Origin of the sequence: Emticicia sp. TH156 (assembly GCF_002855535.1) — a bacterium.
Taxonomy (GTDB): Bacteria; Bacteroidota; Bacteroidia; order Cytophagales; family Spirosomataceae; genus Emticicia; species Emticicia fluvialis.
The window spans coordinates 201,263-214,487 of record NZ_PKRS01000003.1 but is presented as its reverse complement, the minus strand read 5'-3'; the positions used below and the strand labels follow the sequence as shown (position 1 = coordinate 214,487).

Below are 13,225 nucleotides of genomic sequence, written 5' to 3'. Positions count from 1 at the left end.
GCTCCCTTAGTGTTTATAGAAATTTAACGAACCAAACACAAATCTGCTTTGTCAGGCAGATAAATTGCCCTTTTTCTTCTTTTTGTCGGGCAAACTAAACACATTATTGGCCACCTCTTTCAGGCCAATCAAACGCAGCACGTCACGCAAATCGATTACTTCCTGAATAGGAATCACTCCATTCTGAGAAATAGTTGTTGTGGTATCCATCACCGTTTTTTATAGTTTTTTATTGTTGACAAATTACATAACAAAGGTAACCCGGAGAGCGAATATTCGCGAAATATACCCACTGATTTTCGTAGATATTTATTTAGTGGTTAAGGCACTGAGTAGGTAGGCCGGGTCCTTAACTGGCATTAATGGTGATGGTTTGCCGGTTTTTGCTCTAACAGCCCCCAATTAAAAAGCAACCGCCCAAAGAGCCGTTGCTTTATTCATCACCTAACCACTAAAAAGTATTATAAATAATACCGTTTATCTTATTCTTGCAGCTGGTTCTGAACAAGCCGGGGGGGCTGTCAGGCACTATGAAAATAGGCCAGCTTATTAATAACTTCTTTAAGTCTTCTTCTTGATACGCCAATATGCCTGCCGCCTTCTATCTTAATTTCTCCTGCATTTTTGGCTACTTCAACACCTTTTACAAACATCATATTAACCAGGTGCGACTTGTGGATTCTGAGGAAAAGCTCCTCTCCGAACATCTTTTCAAAATCTTTGAGCGTTCTGGCTGCCAGATACTCACGGTTTTGAGTATAAATGTAAGTATAGTTGCAGTCGCCCTCCAGTCTTACAATTTTTTCCATTGGTATCTTTATCCAACGGTCCAGATAAAAAACTTTTATCTGCAGATGGTCTTCTGCATAATCAGAATGACTGAAAGTAGCTTTTACTTTTTGAAGTTCAAAATCAATACTGTTCATAATTAAGCTGGGTTATTTCACTTCAAACATAATTTGTAAACGAAAATTATGCAACCCAATCAAAAGGCTTAACTTTTGTAAAATATTGATTATGAGAGTTTTATAATGAAAACAGACCGTTAAATCAGGTAATTTCCCCTAAGAAATTACGTAAAACTACGTAGATGCTTTCATGGCTGTTTTATCAGTTTTTATGACTGACTTCTCTGTAAAAATATGCTTTATAATTACAATATGCATATATTTGCAAAAAATTTTATTAAACGGCAGACACGTGTTAGACAGAATCAAGGAAGTAATAGATGAAGTAACCGTTGCTACGGTTGGTAGCAAGGATGACCTCGAGAATTTTCGCCTCAGATACATTAGTCGCAAAGGTATTCTGAACGACTTGTTTGAGCAGTTCAAGACTGTAGCAAACGACCAGAAGCGGGCAGTAGGGCAAGAGCTGAACAAGCTGAAAACCTTTACAGAACAACGGTTTAAGGATTTCTCTGAGGAGCTTGAAAATGCAACCGACGATTCAGCCGGTAGTAAGCTGGATCTTACTTTACCTGTTGCACCTAACTTTGCAGGTTCTGTTCACCCGCTTACATTAACCCGCCAGCGTGTTCTGGAGGTATTTGCCCGTATGGGTTTCAGCCATGAAGATGGCCCCGAGGTAGAAACAGACTGGTATAACTTTACAGCCCTGAATTTTGCCGAAAACCACCCAGCCCGCGAAATGCAGGACACTTTCTTTGTTGAGAAAAAAGCTGCCCAGAAAGATGACGTGCTGCTGCGCACGCATACCTCAAACGTGCAGGTGCGTTTAATGGAAAGAAAGAAGCCACCCATCAGGTCTATAATGATTGGCCGGGTGTATCGTAACGAGGCTATATCGGCCCGGGCGCACTGCCAGTTTCATCAGATAGAGGGTCTGTATGTAGATAAAAACGTAAGTTTTAAAGACCTGAAAGATACGCTTTATCACTTTGCCAAAGAGATGTTTGGTAAAGATACCAAGATTCGTCTGCGCCCCAGTTACTTTCCGTTTACTGAGCCAAGCGCCGAAATTGACGTATCTTGTTTTATATGTGGGGGTAAAGGCTGTAACATTTGTAAGCACAGTGGCTGGGTAGAAATTGCCGGCTCGGGTATGGTAGACCCCAACGTATTGCAAAACAGCGGAATTGACCCTGAAGAATATACAGGTTTTGCCTTTGGCATGGGCGTAGAACGTATTACCATGCTTCGCTACGGAATTAATGATTTACGCTTGTTCTTTGAGAACGACGTGCGCTTTCTGAGACAATTTGAAGGTGCCTGATGCAGATTGTAGATAAGAGAAACTCTGCCCGGAAGGGTGGAGTTTTTTTGTGTCTGCATCACCCGAAAGCTGTAGTTATAAGCAAACAAAGGTTTGTTGTTGCATCGGTTTTGATTTTTTAGAGAAAAAAAATGAATTGTGGGTAAAATTATTTAATCTTGCCTTTCTGCTGGCGTGGTTTTTTAGTGTTATAAAAGAATAAGTATTACCACCAACAACCTTCAGACATTGCTCAACTAGAAAAGATTTAAAAAGTATTATGAAGTATCCGGCACTTTTAAAATTGCTGACTGAAACCGGAATTATTCCGGAAGACCAGTCTGGCAAAGTTCAGGTTTATGAAAAAAATAAACCTTTCTCTATACATTGGGAATTACGGACTTTCCTTTACGCAGGCATTGTACTGTTAGGCGCCGGCCTGGGCACCGTTATTTATTTCAACATTGATTCTATTGGCCATACGGTTCTTATCAGCCTTATTGTGGCGGCGCTTCTGGGCTGCCTGTGGTATGCCTTCAGGTACCGGAAGCCCTTTAGCTGGAATGAAGTACCAACCGGCGATAAACTGGACGATTTCGCCCTGCTGGCAGCCTGCGTGCTGTTTCTAACGCTGGAAGGTTACCTGCAATACCAGTATAACATCTTTGGCACACGTTACGGGTTGGTTACTTTTCTGCCCGCTGTGTTGTTTTTCTTTCTGGCGTACCGGTTCGACCACCGGGGCGTGCTTTCAATGGCCATTACGGCTTTTTCTTCCTGGGTGGGGGTTAATATTGCACCCATTAAACTGTGGCAACAAAAGAACTTTTCAACGGTTGATTTAACCAATATATCTATACTTCTTGGGGTGGTGCTTATAGCCGCTGGTTTTATAGCCGGATACAAAAAGTTAAAGGCTCATTTTGCTTTTACTTATCTTATTTTTGGCTCAAACATCGCATTTGTAGCGGGGCTGGCAGGTCTTATTCAGTTTGATACCAAATTTTTGTATATACTGCTGATAACCCTTTTAAGTGCCGGTAGTATTTGGTATGGCCGCAAAATGCAGTCTTTTGTGTTTTTGTTGATGGGCGTGCTATATGGGTACGTTGCTTTTACCTATTTTATTTTTTACAGAGACTGGGCGCAGGGGCTCAGTTTTACCATATATACTTTGTATTATTTGGGCTCGGCAGTTGGTATTGTGTTGTTTCTCATCAACATCAAACAAATAATTGGTATTAAGAAATGAAAAAAGCGTATAACGAAACCTGGGTTGATAACATAGAAAACCGGAATACCATTAAAGACTGGTATGATGAAAAAGTACTGAGCAAGCAACAGTACGACAAGGCAATTGATTTATTTCCGGTAAATTTCTACCAGCCCAATATGTTTATTGAGTTCGGTTTGTTCATGTTTACTAATCTGGCCTTATCGGCTGCATTTGGTTTTTTGTCTATTACCATCTTTCAAGACATACTTAACACAAGCACAGGGCTGGCAATAATAAGTTTAATCTATTGCGTATTACTGATTGTATTTCTTGAATACCTCATCAGGAAAAGAAAGCTCTATCGTTCGGGTACCGACAACGCCCTTTTGTATGTAGCCATAGGCTCGCTTCTAACAGCTATTTTTAGCTTTACCGATTTTAAGTGGCATATCTCTGCTTATTTTCTGGTTTCGTTGCTGGTATTTATTCCTTTCCTGATTCGTTACGGTGACCCTTTCGTGGCAGTAGGCATTTATGTAGCCTGGATCGCCTTATGGTTTTCATTGGCTATCAGATACCCGGCCGGTAAAGATTTACTGCCATTCATTATTATGGGGGTGTCTGCCGTTGGTTATTTTATTACCAGATGGTGGCAAAATAAAAATGCCTCTGCTTACTATGCCGATGCACAGATTTGCATAGAGGCTGGCGCGTTGATAACCTTTTATGTGGCCGGAAATTACTGGTTTGTGCGTGAAGGAAATGCTTTCCTGAATAACCTGGCTACCTCGGTTCAGATAAAATTCGCTCTTTTGTTTTATGTGCTTACGGTTGCTGTTCCTGCGGTATATCTGGTGTGGGGCCTTAAGAAGCAAGACAGAAAAATGGTGCTGGTAGGCGTTGCTGCTGCGTGGTTTGATGTTTTTACGTTCAGGTTTTACTTTTCAGAAATACCCATCGAATGGGCCATGACCATCGGCGGGGCATTTCTGGCTTCGTTTGCAGTTTGGGGTATATGGTTTTTCAAAACTCCCAAATGGGGTTTAACCAGCAAGCAGACCCTTTCGGCCAAAGACCGAGATTTTGAGGCTTTTCTGTTGAGTCAGGTACTGCCGCATCAGACACAACAAGGCAATAAAATGAAATTCGGCGATGGGGAGTTTGGTGGTAGCGGTAGTGGGAGCAGGTATTAGTCGTCTTGAACTTTGATAGAGCACTCCGCCGTAGCTGATTTTATTGATTAAAACTGAATAAAAATTGTGAAACTTTGAGTACTTAGAGTCCATAGTGGCAAATATTAAGGATAATTTTTAATCGCCACGATGTACACAATGAGGCACAATGGTTCACGATTTCTCATTACTCAAAATCATAAAAATCCTCAAATCAGCCGCGGCGGCGGACCGCTTAATCAAAGTTCAGGACTAACATCACTCAATTCAGATTTCTCCCAAAATACCCGCAACACTTTTGAGTTAACACCGACTTCTTTAAAGAAATGGAGCCAGAAAAGCTGCTGGTTCGATAGGTTGTCGGTTGGTGATTTTACTTCTACGAAGCAATAGTCGTGGTCGTCCCACATAAAGAGGTCAGGGAAACCACGCAGGTTTTCTACCAGGTTTTTCGACATCTCGTGCAGGATTTTCTTCAGTGCCTCAAAGTCTATTACCTCAACCGCCTTGCGCACCACAAGCCACATTTCTTCTACCCATGGCACAAAGGGGTTGGCAATACCGAATTTTGATTCATAATGCTCGCCCATATACACCAGCAGTAACTGGATGTTATCAAAACTATCGAGGTGATTGATGATAATATCCTTACGTTTTTCGTAGAAATCGGGCAGGTATAAGTCAGACGGGCGGCGTTGAAACGGATGATGGAAGGCAACCAGACTGGGGTCGAAAACGATGTCCCAGAAGATAAGGCCAAAAATAGCCCGCCAAACGTAGTTTTCTGAAAACACAGCCTGCTTACCGTTGCTCTGGTAATAATCTACCACGCCCATTTCTACCTGATGCCTGAACCCCTCTGAAATAGTAATGCTTTCAGAACGGTGCAGCCAGGAGGTAGTACTCTTTTTATATACCCGTTTTTTACTGTTTACGTAGTTGATAAAATCAAACGCAAAGAACTTTTCATCTGCATTTTTCGGAAACTCAATCATCAACTGGCAAAGCGAAAGCGCCTCTTCAACATAGCCCAGTTTTTGGAGTGTTCGCACCTGCCGTTCTCTTGATGGTACCTGTTCAGTAAGGCGGTAGGTGTTCAGCGCTTCGTCATACAGTTTGCTTTTTTCAAGAAACGTAGCCACTTTAATAATCAACCTTTCATAAGCAGGTTTAGCTACTTCGCTCAGGTCACCTACGGTGTCGGTAAAGTTCATAAACCAGTCGTAAACCTCAAGCGGTGGCGCCGATTGTTTCAGTTGCGAAAACAAATCGTTCTGGTCAGTTATCAGCCATTTATCTTCGGCGTCTTTGCGGGTGTTAAAACGCGCCACCAGTTTGTCGTCGTCATGGCTTTCGTATTGCACCAGTCCAAGGTCTCTGACCACAAACTCGGTCATGTCCAGGTAGCGGTTACCAAAAAACAGAAACTTCATAAAGGTAACCTCAAATTCAAAACAAACCTTTACAACAGGCTCCATGTCTCGCACGGCATCGGCTATTTCTTCAAAGCTGAAATCGCTCAGAATAGCCTCTACCAGTTCATCTTTCTTTAATTTCTTATAAGATTTTCGCTCCGATTTGGGCAGATGTTCCTGGCTGAGCGCCATAATCGGCGCAAACCGTGTGCAGAGTTCGTCTTTACCAAACACCCCCAGCAGTTCTTTGCCGAAGGTTTCGTGTTTATTAGCATTAATATGTTCTATAAATTCTCTGTCCAGTAGCTCGTTCAGCAGGGCGGGTATATCCGTTAACTCATCGTAAGAGAGCCTGTTAATTTTAAAGAATAAGCCTTTGCGATTACTGAAACGAATAAAAAGGCATTGGGCGTCTTCGCTCAGGCAGTAGTATTTTCTCAGGAAGCGCCACTCGTTTTCGTTCAGGATATGGCGGTACTTCTCCTGTACAAAGTCTAACAGGTAGTTGAAATAATCGAGATAATATTTAGGAGGAAGCTCGTTTTGTTCTGCCATAATGATAGAAACAAAATTCAGGTATCAAGGGTTCGGCAGTTTTAGTTTGAGGCCGTCATAGGCCAGATGGATATTGGGCGGCAGCTCAGCTTCTACATCAGCGTGCAGGCCCATTTTATGGCTTATGTGTGTAAGGTAGGTGGTTTTGGCGTTTATTTTCCGGGCTACCTCTATGGCCTGCCCCAGTGTAAAGTGAGAAATATGCGGCTCACGCTGCAAAGCGCCCAGCACCAGCACATCAGACCCATAGATTTTCTCCATTTCAGGTTCAGAAATGTAGTTTACATCAGTAATATACGTAAAGCCACCTATACGGAAACCAAGTACAGGCAGGCGGTGATGCAGCACCTCTATCGGCGTAAAGAAGATGCCCTCAATCTGAAAAGGTTGCAGGCTGATTTCGTTAAGATTAATAAGCGGTACGCCCGGATACTTGATGTCGTCGAAAGCGTAAGCATACTCACGTTTCAGTTGGTTTAGCACCCTGGGGTGGCCGTAAATATTCAGGTGGCGAATGCCATGCAGGTAGTTATAGGGGCGCACGTCGTCAAGCCCGGCTGTATGGTCTTTATGTTCGTGGGTATAAATGATGGCGTCTAGCCGCGGGATACTCTCGCGCAGGGCTTGTTGGCGGAAATCAGGGCCGGTGTCAATTACAAAATTTTTGCCGTTTACTTCAATCCAGACAGATACCCGCAAACGCTTGTCTCTGAAATCTAAAGAATTACAGACCTCGCATCCACACGTCAGTACGGGAACACCCGCTGAAGTACCTGTTCCTAGAAAAGTTACCTGCATGCCTGTGATACGGTAGCAACCCGTAAAGATTGCTACCGGAATATTATAAACTCGTTAGAATTATTCAGTCAGACCTTTTACAACCGTTACCAGTTTGTCAAAATTCAACGGCTTCATGAGTGCGTCGTTGAAACCTGCATTTTTGAAATCCTCTTCGGTATAGTTTTTAGCGTTTCCGGTAATAGCTACGGCCGGAATATCCGCCTTTTTCTTGTCACTCAATTCGCGAATAGCCTTGATACACTCCATTCCGTCCATTATTGGCATGTTGATATCAAGAAGAAGTATGTCAAAGTCTTCTTTATCAAGCAATTGCATCACTTGTTCACCGTTTTTTACTGAGGTTATTTCAAAATTCTGAAACTCAAGAATTTTTTTGGCCAGGTTCAAAATAACTGAACTGTCTTCGGCTATTAGCACTCGTTTTGTAGATGGCATAGGAATTTCTTAGTTTGGTCTCTGCTATTTTGGTGTAAAGATAAGGAAAGAAGATTTTTAACAAAACCAAATTTTATTAAAGCCTGATAAAATATGTATTTTTGCAAAAATATAGTTTTTGCATTTCATTCTGAACCCCGACCATACAGGCTTGAATAGAATCTTACAACCCGGAAAAAAGATATACTTTGCTTCTGATTTTCATCTTGGAGCGCCCTCTCATCAGGATAGCCTGACCCGGGAAAAACTTCTGCTTGCCTGGCTGGAGCGTATCAGGCATGACGCCGGAGTTATTTTTCTGGTAGGCGATTTGTTCGATTTCTGGTTTGAGTACAAACGTGTGGTACCCAAAGGGTATGTACGTTTTTTGGGCAAGCTGGCCGAACTTTCTGATGCCGGTATTGAAATTATTGTTTTTCTGGGCAACCGCGATATGTGGATGACCGATTATTTTGAAACCGAACTGAACATACAGACCATCAGAAGACCCCGCACTTTTGTTTTTAACGATAAGAAGTTTCTGATTGGGCATGGCGACGGCCTGGGCAAAGGCGACTACGGCTATAAAGTGCTACAGGTTATTTTTGAAGGAAAACTGCCACGCTTTTTATTTAATTACATTATGCCGGCTAATCTGGGTATGTATCTGGGGTATATCTGGACCAAGTTCAGCTGGCGCAAAAAAAGAAAGCCGGAGCAATACCTGGGCGACGACAAAGAACATCTGGTGGGGTACTCAAAAGCAGTAGAAGCAAAAGAGCATCATGATTTTTATATTTATGGACACAGGCATACTATGGCAGACGTACAACTGACCCCAACCGCCAGATACATAAATCTGGGAGACTGGATATGGTATAACAGCTACGCTGTATTTGATGGCAATGATGTAACGCTGACACAGTTTAAGCCAAAGGACTGAATAAGTGTGAAAGATAAAAAGCAAATCCCCGAAAGATAGCCAGGCATTCTTCGGGGATTTGCTTTTTATTGTTTTTCAGCCTTAGGTTTTAGAAAATGTCTTTCAAACGAGGTAACTCAAGGTCTTTCTGAGATATATTCGGGTTTTCAATGCCCCAGTCAATGCCCAGGTCAGGGTCGTTCCAGATAATCCCGCCTTCAGAGGCTTTATTATAGAAATTTGTACATTTATAGGTAAACAAACAGGCTTCCAGACAAAGGAATCCGTGCGCGAATCCTGCCGGAATGTACACCATGTTCTGCAAGGTGGCATCTAAAAGGAATTTCTGATGCTTGCCAAAGGTAGGTGAGCCGGGGCGTAAATCAACGGCCACATCAAGCGCTTTACCTGTAATAACTCTTACCAGCTTACCTTGCGCGTAGGGTTCTTTCTGAAAATGCAACCCTCTTAAAACACCTGCCGTTGAAGATGACTGGTTGTCTTGCACGAAATCAAATGGAATACCGTTATCGGCAAAGTTTTTTTTATGATACGACTCCAAAAAATAGCCCCTTTCGTCGCCAAAAATACGGGGGTAAATTTCTATTAAACCTTCAATAAAAGTATGTTTGAACTCCATTATAAATTATGTTCGTGTTTTAATTAGGTTCGCGCGGTTGTTGCAGGTAGTTACAAAGCCGTAAACTGAATAATTTATGCAAAAATAATATTTCCTGAATAAATTCTATTCTGTTTTGTATTAAATCAGCAGAATTACGGAAATTTGAGAAAATTTTTTCAATATGACAAAAAAAGAGCTTTTCGACCAGATTCTTCAGAAGAAATCCTATTTATGTGTGGGGCTTGATACCGACTTGAAGAAGATTCCGGCGCATTTGTTAAAAACCAGTGACCCTGTTTTTGAATTTAACCGCCGGATAATAGACGCAACTGCCCGCTACGCCGTAGCTTATAAACCTAATATTGCTTTTTACGAGGCTATGGGCGTGAAAGGATGGGAGAGTCTGCAAAAAACGATGGAGTATATACCGAAAGAATGTTTTACCATTGCAGACGCCAAACGGGGCGATATTGGTAATACATCTGAGTTGTATGCCCGCACTTTTTTTGATAAAAGTTCGTCTGGTTTTGATTTTGACTCGGTAACCGTAGCGCCTTACATGGGGCGCGACTCCGTGCAGCCATTTCTGGCTTTTGAGGGGAAGTGGGTTATTCTGCTGGCGTTAACGTCTAATGTAGGTAGCAATGATTTTCAGCACCTGACAGTGGAAGCAGGCGGCACGCGCAAGGCTTTGTTTGAACGTGTATTGGAGAAGTCGCAGGAGTGGGGCAATAGTAACGCCATGATGTATGTGGTAGGAGCAACGCAGGCTGATAAACTGGCCGAAATACGTAAAATTGTACCTGAACATTTTTTGCTGGTGCCGGGTGTAGGTGCGCAGGGTGGTAGCCTGGAAGAAGTGTCGCGCTACGGCATGAATAGCCAGTGCGGCCTATTGGTCAATTCGGCCAGGGCCATTATTTATGCCTCAAACGGAACTGATTTTGCCGATGTTGCGGCACTTGAGGCCAGAAAAGTACAACAGGAAATGGAGCAGTATCTAAATGAATTAATCTGATATATTGGGTCTTGTTTTTCAAAAAAAACCATGACAGAATCGTTTATTCACTACCTGTGGCAATTTCAACAATTTAAGACTTCTTTGCTGCTGACAACCAAAGATGAACCCCTGAAGGTGCTAAAAACCGGCATGCTGAACACAGATGCCGGGCCGGATTTTCTGCAGGCAAGGGTGCTGATTGGTGAAATTGAATGGGCCGGCAATGTAGAAATGCACTTGCGGGCATCTGACTGGAACATTCATCAGCATCAGGCAGACAAGGCCTATAATAACGTAATTCTGCATGTGGTATGGGAAAGCGACAAGCCCATTTTAAGAGCCGATGGCAGCGAAATACCCACGCTGGAACTGAAAACCATTACCGATAGCGCATTGTTAGACAGGTACCAGTTGCTACTGAGCAACAAAAGTGTAATACCCTGCGCGGAGCAGTTTGCAGGGGTATCTGACCTGGCTAAAATTACCACTTTCGACAAAGCCCTTACCAGACGGCTGATACAAAAAGCCAAAGGTATTGAGGAATTGCTTGACCAGAACAACGGCGATTGGGAAGAAACTACCTACCAGTTACTGGCTAAAAACTTTGGTTTCAAGCTAAACTCAGAGGCTTTTCTAAGGCTGGCACAAAACCTGCCCCTGAAGGTACTCCTGAAACACCGCGATAACTTGCTTCAGATTGAAGCCATGCTTTTTGGACAGGCCGGGCTACTGGTAGAGGTAGACGAATACTCTGAAAAACTTACCCGCGAGTTTGATTTCTTTGCCGCCAAGTTTTCTTTAAAAGAACAACAATTGCAGGCGCATGAATGGAAATTGCTTCGAACCAGACCTGCCAATTTTCCCACGATCAGAATCGCTCAACTTGCAAAGCTCATTACCAGCCAGCAAAGTTTTTTCTCTTTGTTTACTCAAACCGGTTCGGTAGATGAACTGAGAAAGGCTTTACAGGTAGAACAGTCGGCCTACTGGCAAGACCACTATCATTTCAGTAAAAAAGCCGCACGCCGTAACAATGGCTTAGGCAAGGGCTCGGTAGATATCCTGCTCATCAATACGGTTATACCTCTGCTGGCGTGTTATGCGCAGAAAACCGATAATCAGGCATATATGGATAGGGCCGTGGCTTTTCTGGAGTCGTTTCCGGCTGAAAGTAATCACATTATTGATATGTGGAAACAACTGGGCCAAAGCATTACCACTGCTTTTGATGCCCAGGCGGGTATTGAACTTTATAATCATTTCTGTACCCAAAAGAGGTGCCTGCAATGCCATGTGGGTATAGAAATACTAAAGCGCTAACAAACTTACGGGGTGTTTTCTGTTTGCAAGGCAGCTTTCATTTCCTCTTTATTTTTTACAGGGCGCAGGTTTAACCGTTCTCCTTCGGCCAGCATAAAATCATAGGCCGTGTCAAATTCATTAATGACGGTTCCTTCCAGAATGGCCTCTCTGATAGCCACTTTTATGAGACCCACTTCGCGTGAGGGCTTCAGATCAAACACTTCCATAATTATTTCGCCGGTAATAACCGGCTGAAAATTACGAAGTTTGTCTTTGGCTTCCAGTTCAATTAACGATTCCTCCACCTTATCGAAATTGCCCAGATACCGGCGTACGCGGTTGGGGTCTTTAGAAGTAATATCTGCCCGGCACAAAATCATCAAGGCTTCTATGTCGTCGCCTGCTTCAAATAAAAGTCGGCGTAAGGCAGAGTCTGTAACGCCATCTTTAGCCAGCGCAATAGGGCGCAGGTGTAGCCGTACCAGCTTTTTTACCATTTTCATTTTGGCATCCAGCGGCAGTTTCAGCTTTCGGAAAATACCCGGGGTCATTTTTGAACCCAGCTCTTCATGCCCGTGGAAGGTCCAGCCCACTTTAGGGTGAAACCGTTTGGTAGCCGGTTTGGCAATATCGTGCAGAATAGCAGCCCAGCGCAACCACAAATCGTTCGATTTTACGGCCACGTTATCCAACACCTGCAGCGTATGGTAAAAGTTATCTTTATGCCCTTTGCCGTCTTGTGTTTCTACCCCTTGCAATTCGCAGAATTCGGGGAATATTATCTGCAAAAGGCCAGCATAAAACAGCAGCTTAAAGCCGTAAGAAGGCGTTTTAGACAGTACAATCTTGTTGAGTTCGTCGGTGATACGCTCTTGCGATACAATACTGATGCGGTCTTTCATGGTCGCAATGGCATCAAAGGTGCTGCCTTCAATGTCAAACCCCAGTTGAGAAGCAAACCGGATGGCACGCATCATACGCAGGGGGTCGTCAGAGAAAGTTACTTCGGGGTTAAGGGGCGTACGGATATTTTTCTTTCTGATGTCTTCTACACCACCAAAAGGGTCTATCAGTTGCCCGAAGTCCTTCTTATTTAATGATATGCCCAGTGCGTTAATGGTAAAATCGCGGCGGTTCTGGTCGTCTTCCAGCGTTCCGTCTTCTACGGCAGGCTTGCGTGAGTCGGCACTGTAAGATTCTTTTCTGGCGCCAACAAATTCAATTTCAAGGTCGTTTAACCTGATTTGTGCCGTGCCGAAATGCTTGAAATAATTAACGTGGATATTATCTCCTAATTTAGAGGCCACTCTTTCTGCCAGACCTATTCCGCTACCCAGGCAAACCACATCTATATCTTTATTGGGGCGGTTCAATATCAAATCGCGCACGTATCCGCCAATCACGTATGCGTCCAGCCCTAACTCGGTGGCTGCCAGTGCAATGGTTTCAAAAATGGGTTCGTTTGATATATGCTCTTTAAAATTCATATTCATTATGTCTTTCCGGGCAATAAACGCCGAAAATTAATCAGGACGGCAATTTATCGAAGAAATTTTAAATGGACACCGAAAAACTGACATAATTTGAGCAAT

Annotated in this window: 13 protein-coding genes; 6 read left to right on the top strand and 7 right to left on the bottom strand. The window is 43.1% G+C overall.

Annotation, left to right across the window (positions count from 1 at the left end):
• Positions 1–51: 51 nt before the first annotated feature.
• Together C0V77_RS23035 and C0V77_RS07290 are read right to left on the bottom strand one after the other, a co-directional pair.
• Positions 52–210: a hypothetical protein gene (locus C0V77_RS23035; RefSeq protein WP_158237902.1), complete on the bottom strand. Its 159-nt coding sequence runs from the start codon at positions 208–210 to the stop codon at positions 52–54.
• A gap of 311 nt (positions 211–521) precedes the next feature.
• Positions 522–926: a LytTR family DNA-binding domain-containing protein gene (locus C0V77_RS07290; protein WP_101725686.1), complete on the bottom strand. Its 405-nt coding sequence runs from the start codon at positions 924–926 to the stop codon at positions 522–524.
• A 274-nt stretch (positions 927–1,200) separates the two neighbouring features.
• Between C0V77_RS07290 and pheS the strand changes: the two genes are divergently transcribed.
• The 3 genes from pheS to C0V77_RS07275 all read left to right on the top strand — a co-directional run bounded on the left by pheS (position 1,201) and on the right by C0V77_RS07275 (position 4,623).
• Entirely contained in the window at positions 1,201–2,235 is a 1,035-nt protein-coding gene (gene pheS, locus C0V77_RS07285) for a phenylalanine--tRNA ligase subunit alpha (RefSeq protein ID WP_173830528.1), read from the top strand.
• 259 nt (positions 2,236–2,494) lie between these two features.
• Positions 2,495–3,466, top strand: coding sequence for a DUF2157 domain-containing protein (locus C0V77_RS07280; protein WP_101725684.1), 972 nt, complete (start codon positions 2,495–2,497; stop codon positions 3,464–3,466).
• On the top strand, positions 3,463–4,623 hold the full coding sequence (locus C0V77_RS07275; protein ID WP_101725683.1) for a hypothetical protein: 1,161 nt from the start codon (positions 3,463–3,465) through the stop codon (positions 4,621–4,623). The genes C0V77_RS07280 and C0V77_RS07275 overlap by 4 nt, the downstream gene beginning before the upstream one ends.
• Positions 4,624–4,841: 218 nt before the next feature.
• Here the strand turns inward: C0V77_RS07275 and C0V77_RS07270 are convergent, their stop codons facing one another.
• Genes C0V77_RS07270 through C0V77_RS07260 form a run of 3 tightly spaced genes read right to left on the bottom strand, consistent with a single transcriptional unit; the run spans position 4,842 to position 7,808 of the window.
• The gene (locus C0V77_RS07270) at positions 4,842–6,572 is read right to left on the bottom strand and encodes a VRR-NUC domain-containing protein (protein ID WP_101725682.1); all 1,731 of its coding nucleotides are present in this window, start codon (positions 6,570–6,572) and stop codon (positions 4,842–4,844) included.
• A gap of 24 nt (positions 6,573–6,596) precedes the next feature.
• Positions 6,597–7,370 carry an MBL fold metallo-hydrolase gene (locus C0V77_RS07265; RefSeq protein ID WP_101725681.1) on the bottom strand — a complete coding sequence of 258 codons (774 nt, stop codon included), beginning with the start codon at positions 7,368–7,370 and terminating at the stop codon, positions 6,597–6,599.
• A 60-nt stretch (positions 7,371–7,430) separates the two neighbouring features.
• On the bottom strand, positions 7,431–7,808 hold the full coding sequence (locus C0V77_RS07260; protein ID WP_101725680.1) for a response regulator: 378 nt from the start codon (positions 7,806–7,808) through the stop codon (positions 7,431–7,433).
• A gap of 118 nt (positions 7,809–7,926) precedes the next feature.
• Here C0V77_RS07260 and C0V77_RS07255 point away from each other — a divergent pair, with 118 nt between their 5' ends.
• Positions 7,927–8,730, top strand: coding sequence for a UDP-2,3-diacylglucosamine diphosphatase (locus C0V77_RS07255; RefSeq protein ID WP_229236223.1), 804 nt, complete (start codon positions 7,927–7,929; stop codon positions 8,728–8,730).
• An 88-nt stretch (positions 8,731–8,818) separates the two neighbouring features.
• Here C0V77_RS07255 and rfbC read toward each other — a convergent pair whose 3' ends face one another.
• The gene (gene rfbC, locus C0V77_RS07250) at positions 8,819–9,349 is read right to left on the bottom strand and encodes a dTDP-4-dehydrorhamnose 3,5-epimerase (RefSeq protein WP_101725679.1); all 531 of its coding nucleotides are present in this window, start codon (positions 9,347–9,349) and stop codon (positions 8,819–8,821) included.
• A gap of 163 nt (positions 9,350–9,512) precedes the next feature.
• Here rfbC and pyrF point away from each other — a divergent pair, with 163 nt between their 5' ends.
• A complete protein-coding gene (gene pyrF / locus C0V77_RS07245; protein ID WP_101725678.1) occupies positions 9,513–10,349 on the top strand; it encodes an orotidine-5'-phosphate decarboxylase in 837 nt (278 codons plus the stop codon).
• Positions 10,350–10,379: 30 nt separating this feature from the next.
• Positions 10,380–11,651 carry a DUF2851 family protein gene (locus C0V77_RS07240; RefSeq protein WP_101725677.1) on the top strand — a complete coding sequence of 424 codons (1,272 nt, stop codon included), beginning with the start codon at positions 10,380–10,382 and terminating at the stop codon, positions 11,649–11,651.
• A 5-nt stretch (positions 11,652–11,656) separates the two neighbouring features.
• Here the strand turns inward: C0V77_RS07240 and C0V77_RS07235 are convergent, their stop codons facing one another.
• The gene (locus C0V77_RS07235) at positions 11,657–13,120 is read right to left on the bottom strand and encodes a CCA tRNA nucleotidyltransferase (protein WP_101725938.1); all 1,464 of its coding nucleotides are present in this window, start codon (positions 13,118–13,120) and stop codon (positions 11,657–11,659) included.
• Positions 13,121–13,225 lie beyond the last annotated feature (105 nt).

What these genes read in the sequence shown, in the direction of transcription:
- C0V77_RS07270 (WP_101725682.1), bottom strand. Translation starts at nt 6,572, where the DNA reads ATGGCAGAACAAAACGAGCTTCCTCCTAAATATTATCTCGATTATTTC.
- C0V77_RS07235 (WP_101725938.1), bottom strand. Translation starts at nt 13,120, where the DNA reads ATGAATTTTAAAGAGCATATATCAAACGAACCCATTTTTGAAACCATT.
- C0V77_RS07265 (WP_101725681.1), bottom strand. Translation starts at nt 7,370, where the DNA reads ATGCAGGTAACTTTTCTAGGAACAGGTACTTCAGCGGGTGTTCCCGTA.
- C0V77_RS07260 (WP_101725680.1), bottom strand. Translation starts at nt 7,808, where the DNA reads ATGCCATCTACAAAACGAGTGCTAATAGCCGAAGACAGTTCAGTTATT.
- C0V77_RS23035 (WP_158237902.1), bottom strand. Translation starts at nt 210, where the DNA reads ATGGATACCACAACAACTATTTCTCAGAATGGAGTGATTCCTATTCAG.
- C0V77_RS07290 (WP_101725686.1), bottom strand. Translation starts at nt 926, where the DNA reads ATGAACAGTATTGATTTTGAACTTCAAAAAGTAAAAGCTACTTTCAGT.
- rfbC (WP_101725679.1), bottom strand. Translation starts at nt 9,349, where the DNA reads ATGGAGTTCAAACATACTTTTATTGAAGGTTTAATAGAAATTTACCCC.
- C0V77_RS07275 (WP_101725683.1), top strand. Translation starts at nt 3,463, where the DNA reads ATGAAAAAAGCGTATAACGAAACCTGGGTTGATAACATAGAAAACCGG.
- C0V77_RS07280 (WP_101725684.1), top strand. Translation starts at nt 2,495, where the DNA reads ATGAAGTATCCGGCACTTTTAAAATTGCTGACTGAAACCGGAATTATT.
- C0V77_RS07240 (WP_101725677.1), top strand. Translation starts at nt 10,380, where the DNA reads ATGACAGAATCGTTTATTCACTACCTGTGGCAATTTCAACAATTTAAG.
- pyrF (WP_101725678.1), top strand. Translation starts at nt 9,513, where the DNA reads ATGACAAAAAAAGAGCTTTTCGACCAGATTCTTCAGAAGAAATCCTAT.